This window comes from Komagataeibacter sp. NFXK3 (assembly GCF_054182245.1).
Map to the genome: position 1 here is coordinate 1 of NZ_JAPIVJ010000032.1, position 11394 is coordinate 11394.

12 protein-coding genes are annotated in these 11394 nt (G+C 50.5%); all 12 read right to left on the reverse strand.

Features of this window, described 5'->3' with window-relative positions; translation table 11 throughout:
- Nucleotides 1-209 (reverse strand): LysR family transcriptional regulator (locus tag OQZ28_RS16345; protein ID WP_458136654.1); only part of this gene is annotated, 209 nt, incomplete at its 3' end.
- A gap of 179 nt (nt 210-388) precedes the next feature.
- Nucleotides 389-1279: a CopD family protein gene (locus OQZ28_RS16350; protein ID WP_039735300.1), complete on the reverse strand. Its 891-nt coding sequence runs from the start codon at nt 1277-1279 to the stop codon at nt 389-391.
- A complete protein-coding gene (copC, locus tag OQZ28_RS16355; RefSeq protein WP_039735299.1) occupies nt 1276-1653 on the reverse strand; it encodes a copper homeostasis periplasmic binding protein CopC in 378 nt (125 codons plus the stop codon). Before copC ends, OQZ28_RS16350 begins: the two co-directional genes overlap by 4 nt.
- Before the next feature lie 99 nt (nt 1654-1752).
- Nucleotides 1753-3042, reverse strand: a complete 1290-nt coding sequence (locus tag OQZ28_RS16360; RefSeq protein ID WP_242407789.1) for an aminotransferase class III-fold pyridoxal phosphate-dependent enzyme — start codon at nt 3040-3042, stop codon at nt 1753-1755.
- A gap of 47 nt (nt 3043-3089) precedes the next feature.
- Entirely contained in the window at nt 3090-4265 is a 1176-nt protein-coding gene (locus OQZ28_RS16365; protein ID WP_084758428.1) for a methanobactin export MATE transporter MbnM, read from the reverse strand.
- Between the two features lies 1 nt (nt 4266).
- Entirely contained in the window at nt 4267-5172 is a 906-nt protein-coding gene (locus OQZ28_RS16370; RefSeq protein WP_458136655.1) for an MbnP family copper-binding protein, read from the reverse strand.
- Nucleotides 5169-5744, reverse strand: coding sequence for a methanobactin biosynthesis protein MbnC (gene mbnC, locus OQZ28_RS16375; RefSeq protein WP_010517452.1), 576 nt, complete (start codon nt 5742-5744; stop codon nt 5169-5171). Before mbnC ends, OQZ28_RS16370 begins: the two co-directional genes overlap by 4 nt.
- A complete protein-coding gene (gene mbnB, locus OQZ28_RS16380; protein WP_010517450.1) occupies nt 5731-6552 on the reverse strand; it encodes a methanobactin biosynthesis protein MbnB in 822 nt (273 codons plus the stop codon). The genes mbnC and mbnB overlap by 14 nt, the downstream gene beginning before the upstream one ends.
- Nucleotides 6553-6606: 54 nt before the next feature.
- Nucleotides 6607-6705, reverse strand: a complete 99-nt coding sequence (mbnA, locus tag OQZ28_RS16385; protein WP_082770916.1) for a methanobactin — start codon at nt 6703-6705, stop codon at nt 6607-6609.
- Between the two features lie 125 nt (nt 6706-6830).
- Complete coding sequence (locus tag OQZ28_RS16390; protein ID WP_084758426.1) at nt 6831-9011, reverse strand: TonB-dependent receptor domain-containing protein; 2181 nt, start codon at nt 9009-9011, stop codon at nt 6831-6833.
- A gap of 145 nt (nt 9012-9156) precedes the next feature.
- Complete coding sequence (locus tag OQZ28_RS16395) at nt 9157-9648, reverse strand: DUF2946 family protein (RefSeq protein ID WP_039735297.1); 492 nt, start codon at nt 9646-9648, stop codon at nt 9157-9159.
- Between the two features lie 358 nt (nt 9649-10006).
- On the reverse strand, nt 10007-11176 hold the full coding sequence (locus OQZ28_RS16400; RefSeq protein WP_034931190.1) for a site-specific integrase: 1170 nt from the start codon (nt 11174-11176) through the stop codon (nt 10007-10009).
- Nucleotides 11177-11394 lie beyond the last annotated feature (218 nt).

Genomic DNA, 11394 nt, shown 5'->3' on the forward strand with positions numbered 1-11394 from the left:
AATGCTTCGCCGACTGGCGTAGGCGTTGTGCCAGATGATGTCCTGCGGAAAAGCTGAATTCCGACGCGCTCCTCAAGTAGCCGAAGTGAACGACTGACTGCGGACTGTTTGGAATTTAGAGCGCGTGCCGCGCCATGGATGCTTCCTTGAAGAGCAATTGCGCATACGCATTGCAGTTCCCGTAGATCAAGAGGAGGGTGTCTTACCATTCCATTTCTTTCCTCTCATACAAATTAAAATTCGACAGTTTGTAGTGTGAGTGTTGTAACGCACAATAATATAATTTATGTATACATGAAAAATATAATGTAATATTTATATATGTCTTATATACCATAATTAATTCATATTTATATTTATTAACATCTATAGATATGCAGGCATAACTCTAGTTTGTAGGCAGAGATAAGGTTGTCGGGTCCATTCGCCCAGCAACGGCAACAATTGCAATAACAGCAACAGCAAATGCAATTTCGGCTATTGTTCCACGTTGGAGATATTCAAGGTTGGTCGTGATGTTTCTTTTCTGGCGTAGATTTTTCACGTAAACATAGCGGTTGACGCAGGCGATACAGATCATACCGCTCGTTAATCCCAGCTTGAGAATGAGTAGTGTAGAATAGACAGTGACATGCTTCGGCCATCCCCCCAGGATATTCAGGCCGAGTCCAGAGCCGGTAAGCAGGACCAGAAGCACCGCGATATGCCCCGCAGCCGAGTAACGTGCTAACGCCACTTGCATGGAGCAATCCCACTTCTTTTTTCGTGTATCACTGACAAGCATGGCAACGGGGATGAGGCCCCCGCACCAGAAACCACCTGCAAGCAAATGCACGGCCTGGAAGAACATCGCGCCCACACCGATCATGCGCACGTGACCTGTCAAGGCTGTCGCCGTCAGAAGCACGCATGCGGGTATGACCGACAGGACCGCGCCGCATTTACGCCAAGTTAGAAGTATAAGACAGACGCCAGCTACGGCCTGAATGATCCATGCCTGTCCAATGGTGGTGTCAACAAGCACGGCTTTGCTTAAAGTCGGCGAGAAGGCATCCTGCCATCCATCTCCGACCTCGGAGACTTCGGCTGGCAGTGTTGCAACGACTATTACCGTCGTAAAAACGCTCCCCCATGCCCAAAACTTTCCCAGGCGGGCAGAGAGTGCGTTTCCGAGTTCGCGCGGAGCCAGCCACCCTGCAAAAAGCAGGCTACCTGTAAGAAAGAGCGCCAGGCTGTCTCGTGCGGCGCGACATAGGATCAGGAAAGCATCCGGTGTCATCGGTTAGTAACTGTGAACCCGTAGACGCCATGAGTCTTGTGTCCATCGACGGCAAGGGCGTGCCAGGTTACGGAATATCGTCCAGGCACGAGCTCAATTTTGAGCGGGATCGTCAGAGTCTTGCCGTCATCCGACAGGGCAACGTTTCCTGTTTCTATAACATTACCCTTGGGGCCAGTGACAACGACGCCCGTGAGCTTGACAACTACTGCTTCAGTAAAGCCTAGCGTCAGGCTCTGCGGTGCCGTTCCCGTGCTATCCGCAGCGGGTATTTCGGCGTTCAGGTGGGCATGTGCATAGGCAGGGTCCGCCATCTGCAGAACGAAGTTCCCTGCGAGACACATAGAGGCAACGATTTTACGGATAGAAGTCATGTTTACTTTCCTTGCTTGGTGTGAATTACAGCAGAAAGACAAAGATTTTCAGAGAAGAAAGTCTCTTATTGACCAAAGAAAGGGATACTTTCGAGGCAGCTATGCTGTTGAAAACAGAACAGTATTGAAAGCTTTCGTCATGCGTTGCTCAAGCTCATCAATGTCTTTTTTAGAAATAATGAGAGGAGGTGCTAAAATTATGCTGTCGTATGAGATTCTTATCAGGACGCCGTGTTCCATACACGCTTTCACAACTGACCGTTTTATGTCTCTCTTCTCATCATTTCGGAAATCAAGCTCCCTGTAGCTACGGAATCCGACTTCAATCGCGCTTAATAATCCGATTGTCCGTGTGGATCGGACCAGTTCGTGTGCCGCAAGTTTCGAAATCATCTTTATCCAATGTTCCGAAATATCCCGCACATGATCAACTATTCTTTCATCCTCGTAGATTTTTAGCGTTTCAAGGGCGACGGCAGCGGCAACAGGATGTGCGTGATATGTGCCGCCATGATGAAACCCATGATGCATAATCGAGCAGTCCACCAATGCGGAGTGAAAATCATCATTCATGACGACCGCCGAAATCGGTTGATAGGCCGCTGAAAGCCCCTTCGATGCGACGAGGCAGTCGGGCGTCTGGTTGACGGTCTGGCTTCCCCACATCTTTCCGGTTCGACCGAAGCCCGTCACGATTTCATCGAAATAAAGAGGAATATCGCGCATCGACAAGACGTTGCGGATTGCTTCAAAATATCCTTCCGGCGCTGGGTACATGCCGCCAGCAATCGAGACTGGCTCGCAGAGAAATGCCGCGATATTTTCAGCACCCGTCTGATCTATCAGTTCTGCCAGTTCCCGAGCCAGTCGGTGCGCATAATCTTCTTCTGTTTCTCCAGCCAACGCGTCACGTGGCCAGCGGGGTTGCGCAGCATACAGAATATCGTCACCCGTCAGATCGAATGAATTGATAATGCTTTCGATCCCGCCAAGTCTCGTGGCAAATATCGTCGATCCATGGTAGCTCCCCCGACGCGTGATTATTTTATGCCGTTTTGGATTTCGTTGTTTATTGATATACCAAGTCGTTTTAATGAGAGTTTCGATTGCTTCCGATCCGGTTGTGGCGAAAAGAACGTGAGCGTCCGGTATCGGCGCTGCCGCGCTGAGCGCGTCCGCAAGCGCGTGGACGACAGGGACCGTCCGGTTTAGCGCGGTGGGATAGACTGGCAGCTCTCGCATCTGGCGTGTGGCGGCTTCGATCAGGCGTTCATTATGAAAGCCGAGCGTGGCGCAAAACAGTGCCGACACCGCGTCGATATAGTCTTTACCCGAAGAATCGAAGACGAAGACACCAGATCCAGATACCATATCGACGCCTGATGACATGGCGGAGTTGCTAAGATGCGATAAGCCGTACACCAGTCGCGAAGTCATCATTGTGCGCCTTTACCAGAGGAAGAGGCTGAGGGCAGAGCCAAAGGGCAGGTCTTTCCTGGATCTGAGAACGCCGGGTTGGTGAGGAAGCTCTGATCCGTCAGGGAGTTCAGGAAGGCGATCACGTCCGCGATCTCCGCCTCGCTGATATCGAACGGCTCTATGAACTGGTCGCGCAACGGGTTCTCTCCGTGTGGCCCTGTCGCCGACCGACCTCCCTTCGAGTAATGTGCTGCCAGCACGTCGTGCAGCGTGGCGATGGAGCCATCATGCATATATGGACCCGTCAGAGCCACATTGCGCAGGCTTTCCGTGCGGAATTTCCCCTCGTCCTCTGCATTGCCTGTCACTGTCCGCAGCCCGTGATCACTGGCAGGATAGGCCCCCTTGCCGTCCTCGTTATACAAGCCGGTATTGTGAAAGCCTGTTTCTGGAAAGGGCATGTTAGCCGCGCGGATATTGTCGGTCAGATTCAGGCCATTATGGCAATGCGAACATTCGAGCTTCTCGCCGAAGAAGAGCGCCTCGCCCCGTTGCGCGGCCGGGGACAGCGCCGTCTTGTCGCCATGCAGCGAGTGGTCGTAGGGACTGTCGAAGGACAGCAGCGTGCGCTCGAAGGATGCAATCGCCTTCGTGACCGTGGAGAGTGTGATCGCGCCCTTCGCCTCGGGGAAGGCGACACGGAACAGGCGCGCATAGCAGGGATCATCCGAGAGCCGGGCGAACAGCGCCTTTTCCTGGCCGCCCATGCCCAGCTCGACCGGTTGGTCGCTGAACATCGGGATCAGCATCTGCTTTTCCAGAGTGGTGAGCTGTGGATTGGCCCAGGTGTAGCTCGGCAGATAGGCTACGTTCGCCAGTGGCATCGGCGTGCGTAGTCCCGGCTCGCCATGCGCGCCTACATGCGTCGGGACACCAGAGGCAAAGCCCAGTTTCTGGAGATGGCACGACGCGCAGGCGAGCGTCCCATTCTCCGATAGCCGTTTGTCATAAAACAGCCGCCGCCCCAGTGCGACCTTCTCTGCCCTCATCGGATTGTCGGACGGGACGACTGGCGCAGGCGCCCAGGAGGGGATGTCCCAATGCCACGTCGTGGGCCGGGTTGCGGCCGATAGAAGCAGCGCCCCCCCACCCAGAAGGGCCATCTGGAGAACTTTGCGAAATAACGTGCGCATCTTATCGACCCCGAAATACCGACTGAGCCGGCGGAGAGGTCTCTGATCCGAATGGCAGGCCGAACTCACGGAACACACCTGCGCAATCCTTGTCGTCCGGTCCAGACATGCAACCTGGCGCACTATTAATCTGGTTGGTGCTGACATTACTCAGAGCGAGCAGTCGACTTATGTCGAGCTTCACGGTCTGATGCGCCGGATCGAACTCCGGCAGCGTGACCATGACGAGGTTCGAGGCCGTGCACACGCCCTTCGGCGCCTCGACTGCGCTGGCGGACACACAGCCGGTGCTCCCGATATGGACAGGGAAGCCGTGCGGTCGCGCTTTGTCGCCAGGCTTCGGAATCATCGTGATGTCGAGCGTGAAAAAACGATATCCTGACTGCCAGGTCCAGAACATGCTCGTCATGTTCAGTGGTGGCTGTGCAATCGTAGGATCGCCGTGATTGGCGGCCATAGGCAGCCCAACGGTGAAGCGCAGGCCGGTGAAATGGCCTTGCGGCCAAACAAAACTGATAGCCGAGTTCGGCGACGGAGTCGTATCGCTGCATGGAATATTGCGATCGATCAGGTCGATCAGCGCTATCCCGTCACGCTGCCAGAGGCCGGACGGCCCTGGCTTGACCAGCACCGCACGGCCGTCCTTCGTGAGCAGCGCCACATCGTGGATGTAGAAGCGTAGATCGTTGATGCGGACCGTATTGTCGCTTGTCCCCACCGGGCTTATGGTTCTAGCACAACTTACCGGCTGGTTTCCGAATGCCGCCTGGAAAGTAAGGCGCCCGAGCTTTGGTGCTGCGTGGGCTTCGTTTGAAGAAAAGGCCGGGAAAATAAATAGACCCATCCCAATGAATAACAAAAAAAAATTTATTCTATACACTGACGGCGCATAGGTCAAATTGCTCACAGTATGCGGCTCCATCCAGGGAATACAGAAATTTTGTTATCAAAAATAAGGAAATACGACGGAATATCATCTTCCGGGCTTAAATCCGCACCAATTTCAATTTCTTGAATTTCTCGTTGCAGATCTACCGCACGGCACTTCCAGCCGACAGTCCAGTTTTGTTTGATACCGCGGTAAATGGCGATGCCTAGTGCTTCTGTGCGATCAGATATGGCCCACCGAGCAGCTGCAGCTCCCGCCAATTCCGATAGAATGATTTCGGAATTAGAACTATTCAGCATCTCATTTTCTTGCAACCAAATGATAACCCAGAGGTGTAATGGCCAACCAAAACAAATTTTTCGCTCAGAACCCCACCTCATAAAGGGCCGAAAAATATTGAATCCGTCTTGATCACCAGAAAAATCCAGTAGGGATGGACATGGATCATAAAGAGCATGCCAATAACCGCGCCACGCAATATCTAATCGCACCAACGCGCGCCTGTTGTCAGAAAACAAAGAAAACTGATCTGGGCGCGACATAAAGTCTATGACATCGATATCACGCAAATATTTTCTATGATTGTTCATTGTATACACTCTGGTTTTTCGATTTCAAGCGAAGGCTGTTTAAATCTTCCACTATAAGGTCGTAATCAAAATTTCCGTCTCGTTCGTAAGTAATTGTAGTATTTTCACGAAAAAACAGATCAGCATAACGATCTATGAAGATCTCCGTTTCTGATGAAATTTGCTCCGAATGTGAATCAATTAAAATATTATTATCGCTTGGTGCTGGAGTGTATCCTGCAACATGATAGTGTAGCGTTTTCGATATTACATTCTTCCAGTCGTCTATGTCTGCGCCCGTATTCCTAGAGGCACAAACAGCATTGGATATATCAAACAACACATTACATTCAGTTTTCTTTGATATATGCTCGAAGAAAGTTGGAGCTTCATAAGAACCGTCGAGCAGTGAAGGATAATTCTCTAAATATAGAGTATGACCAAGCATATCCTGCCATCGCCGAATTTTATCAAAATATATTGACCCTATTGCATAATTTATTTCGGCGAGTTGATAAAAATTAGTTCCGTTATGCTCGAAAAGTGCGATATGATCGGAAATATAAAGTGGCTGAAACGCCTCAGACATTTGCGTTATTCTGCTTGATATATACTTTAATTCTTCCTCACCTCGCTCCAAAAAACGGGATTGCATAATATGGAATGCGACAGGGCAAGGAAATTTCTTTGCAATTTCTGTTGGATTGAGATGTAAAAAATTGTCGATCAGGAGTTCGACGTAATCTATATGTCCCTCGTCAATAAGGGACATAATAGATGAGTAAGATTGGCCGCCAGTGAAATTTATGCCAATAGAACCGTTACACATCGTATACCTCCTAGGGCGAGACTGGCGCGGAAAGGCGCCAGTCTCTGTATTGTTTTAAGCGTTATAACCGCAGACACCCGAACCACACTGCAGTCCGGCCCGGACAGGTACAGAAATTTGTTTGGTTTTAAGTATAGTTATAGTAATAGTCATTTCATACCTCCAGTAACCACAATAGACATTCTATGTGGCGTCTAATTATACATAAAAACAGGAAATAAATCAATGGAATTACGTGTAATAATTTGATTTATTTCAGAATAACCTCCTGGCGATTGTCAAAATCTATATGATAGATCAAAGCGAAAGCTGCGACCTACTTCAGGAAAATCAACGTTTGTGGAAGCCATTTTATACATACTGTATTCCTTGTCGAATAAGTTGGTAACAGCAAAATTAATTCGCCAAGGCTTGCGAGGAGGTGCCCAGGTTGCGAGTATGTCGTGCACCATATAGCCGGGACGCCGACGAATAATAGTTGCATCGTAGTTCTGAGCGTCTACGGCCATGAGGCTGTACATTAAAGTCAGTCCGATGTTCGGAAAACGGTAACGCATATCAGCGGCAACTTTATCTGGAGGCGAGTACAACCCAGCACCGGTCCGAGCGTTTGTGACTCTTATGTGGCTGAAGCTCAGATCAAACCCCCAGTTTCCTATGTCGTAATTACTATGTAGCTCAATACCGTAACGTGTGGCGTGTCCAACGTTCTGATATTGATAAATGGGTCTGTTTTTCCCATATTTTCCATTAAAACGCCCGATAGCAACTTCTTGAATGAGATTGGTTACGTCTTCGTAAAAACCTGTAGCGCGGACGCTCGCACGATCGTGCTCGCTAAACAGTGCGCTCTTTGTATAAGTAAATCCGCCTTCGTATGTTTTGGCAGATTCGGGTTTTAGATTTTTGTTAGAAACAAAATTTGCGAACCATTGATTGCCTGTCAAATCCATGTCGCTTTGCGCTGGGGTGGGAGCATTATAAGCTTTCCCCCAACTGAGATATATCATCCATTCGCGTGTTGGTTGCCACGATAATGTTATTTTTGGAAGAATAGCACCGTTTGAGCTATTTGAGAGACCTTTCCCGTGTTCAGGAAAGGTATTGTATCTATCGTAACGCAAGCTAGGGGAAAGAGTGACATGGTGGCGAAATTTTATTTCATCTTGCCCGTAAACCCCATATACCTGCTGTTGTGCGTTGGGTGTATTTGAACCAGATGTGGTGTACGTATAAAAATCGCGGTAGTAATTTACGCCTCCAGTAAATTTATGTCTTCCAAACAATCCGAAATTACGAAAGTATGATTTTTGTAAGTCGAAACCATAGGTCTCAAGGACAGTGGACCCGCCATTAGAGTCCATGCTGTTCGGCACCTGCTTTGAGGCCATTTTCGTTCTGTAAAGGGTCAGCCTTCCATCTTCCTCGCCTTGCTCGTTACGTGTTGTGAGGTGCAATGTTGACTCGTCCTGTCGGACATTTTGCTCTTGGCAGGTAGAACAGTGGTAAGTGGAAGGACCTTTTTGTGGCACTGAAGATCTATAGTTTTCATCAAGATAAAATTGCTGACCAAAATCTATTCTAATTCGGTCATTGATGTCATATCCAAGTTTAAGTAGTGCGCTGTGGCTTTGCCCGTCATTGGGTGAAAGTCTCTCGCCGCCCCCTAATCGTATCGAGTTGAAGGTTTGCCCAGAATAAGCAAGAAGCGCATCGAACTTGCCCCATTTTCCGTATATTTTTGCTGATCCCTTCCCATTTCCGTTGGCGCTTTGATAGCCGCCATCAATTTCTCCGCCCAAGCCTTGACCCGGTTTCAGAAGGGACTTTGCGTCAATAGTCTTAATTGACATAACTCCGCCGAGACCACCTGTTCCATAAAGAGTGGACGCTGATCCGGCGACAACTTCTACACTCTGGATAAAGGCGGGATCGATATAAAGCGGCGCTTCAATCCCTTGGGAATCCCAATTACGCCGTGCGCCATCGACCATCAAAATGATCTCGCGTCCCGCAAACCCACGGATTTGGGGAACCTGACCTTCCATACGCGCCGTGCCGACCATATCGACATCAGGCAAGCGATTGAGGGCATCTGAAATCGTGGAAGATTGCCTCATTTGGATGTCCTGACGTGTTATCAGGCTGACCGAGGCGGGAACGTCCTGGATCTGCTGTGGCGTTCGCGTGGCTGTGACAACGAGCCGCTCAGCTGCGTTGCTGGATATAGGGACGGCTGCTCCTGTTTTTACGTGAGCGCCGAGTTGTTTTGACGTGTTTCGTGATGACTGTTCCGGAGTTTTTTTAATCGCCGCCTGCCTGGTTGATGCGGCACTCTCACGCTCTTTTCCGGGCAGTTCATTGGCATGCGCCGCGAAGGACGGGATAAGAAAAATTGCGGCGGCTGAAAGTAAGTGCGCGCGATGGAACCTGCGTGCGCAAACATGTGTCGAAAACATGGAAGCTGATCCTGAGCTGAGAATATCGTTCAGCCAGCAGGACGGTCATTGTCTTTTTCGTCATTAGTTTATGACGTCAGCGACGCACTATGCGTTAAGTGAACGCGTACGGTCGATGAATGACAGCTTAAACAGCCTGCGGGCGCTAGAAGACCGCAGACACAGGGGGGCCACAGGAGAAAGGAACACCAAGTGTGATGACAGGTGGAGCACGGGGGTTAACGATGTTGACGTGGCGTTGCCAACGAATAAACGCCAGTGCCAGCAAGATAACGAGAGCTGTGAACAGGAATACTGGCAGGTGCAGGAGAGGGCATAACGGACAGCTTCCATCGTGATGAGAAGGATGCCCGGACATGTGGTCGTGGTCGCCCTCATTGTCGGCTGACACAGCCTGCGTCACATTGTCCATTGTCATGCCAGGCATATCCGCACAGACGGAGTGCTTATGTGGCGTGTGATAAACATGTGGAGCGATATCAATGCCTGTCAGGCGCAGGATGGTAGCACGAGGCATCTCTCCCGGCATTGCCTGACTCTGGATCAGGAGTTGCCCCAGAAAGCCCATGAGCGTGAACGCGACCAGAAACCAGCGGCTCAATGAAGAGCGGGGCGCAGGATGTATGGCATGGGCCATCTTTTGAAAACATATGCTCCTGTCACGGTAGACTTTTTATAAAATCCATTGTGGTTGCGAGCCTGTCAACCCGATATTGCACACACATGGCAGGCATTCCTACCAGGATGCTTGAAGAGCCCATTTTGGCTTGGCGGCGGCTTTGTTTCGCAAATACGTGGAAGATCGCCGAAGTTCACATCCACGTTGCTACTTTTAACCGCTTCACAACGCTCGGAACCTCAATCACTTAGGCGGTCGTATAACAAAAAACATAAGAGCGTTCAGCACGACCAATCAGTGAATTGTGCAACAAAGCCGAATATATTTTTAGGTATTTTTAAAAATAGTTCTGTGAGGCAGGGCATAATTGACGTGTTCAGATGTTGCTCTCGCTGCCTCCTGAAACAAGTGCCGTAAAAATTTTCAAATCGATCCCTTTGACTGCACGCTGGATTGGTTCTTTCTTGAGGTGAGCATAACGTGCGGTCGATTTGAGATCGCGATGACCCAGCAGTTTCCCGATCATGACCAGATCCTCGCCGAGTTCCAGCGCATCGGATGCAAAGGAATGGCGGAGATCGTGAATGCGGACATCATGCAGCCCGGCTTCCTTTCGGATGCGCCGCCACGGCTTCTCCAGATCGGTCAGGTGACCACCGTCTTTCCGTCCCGTGATGACATAGGGATTGCCCTCAACCCGCGTGATGTCTCCAAGCAAGCCGATCGCACTCTCGCCCAACTGAACCGTGCGGGCACCATTTTTGCTGTCAGGTAATCTGATTATCCCTTCGTCCAGAAAAACATATTCCCATTTCAGACGTTGGATTTCCCGCAGGCGGCAACCGGTTAAAAGCAGGAGTTGGAACGCGTTGACGGCTTCCGGCATTGCGGAACGGCCGTCGTCGAGTGCTTTGCCAAGACGCTGATGTTCTTCTGTTGTGAGGTAGCGCTCGCGCTTCTGCTCCTTATAGCGTTTCACGCCCCTGCATGGATTGACGTTGTCTGTCCGCACACCCCAGAGGATTGCCAGAGAGAACATTTTCGACAGCACACCCAGAGTCCGGTTCGCCTGATACGGGATATGGCGATAGGCGTGGTGGAATGCGACCACATCCGAGTGGGTCAGGGTGGCCACCATCCGGCTGCCAATTTTTTTTATAATGAACAGGTCAATCGCGCGTTGATATTCGGCTTGTGTGGTTGATTTCAGATGCGTCTTTACATGCCGTTCAATGAAAGTCTTGCAGAACTGACTGATTGTGGGGGAGGTCCGCTCTTCGCCGCGTTCGGTGTTTGGGTCGTTGCCGTCTTTCACACGAGCGAGGATTTTAATCGCTTCATCGCGTGCTTTGTCTGCCGTCCAGGGACCATGATGGCCGATCGTATAACGTCGGAACCGGCCATTGGCTCGATAATGAACCACGTAGCTCATCCGACCCGAAGGCCAGACCCGCAGGGCGAAGCCGGCGACCTGATCGTCCCAGACGATGTAGTCCTTCTCAGCAGGCTGGAGGGTGGCGATTATGCGCTTTGATATCCGGGGCATGGCTGCCTCCACAGGATGCGTATAGGATGCAAATGGGATTGAAACGTCAGCGTGAGTAAGCGTAGACAGAAGAGCCAAAATGAACGACTTATTCAATTAAAATAATAGGATAGTAGTGGTTCTTCGGGATGCGTCGGGGAATTTCGTGGCAGGGCGTAGCTCTTGCCTACAAACTCATAACCTGAAGGCCGCAGGTTCAAATCCTGCCCCCGCAACCA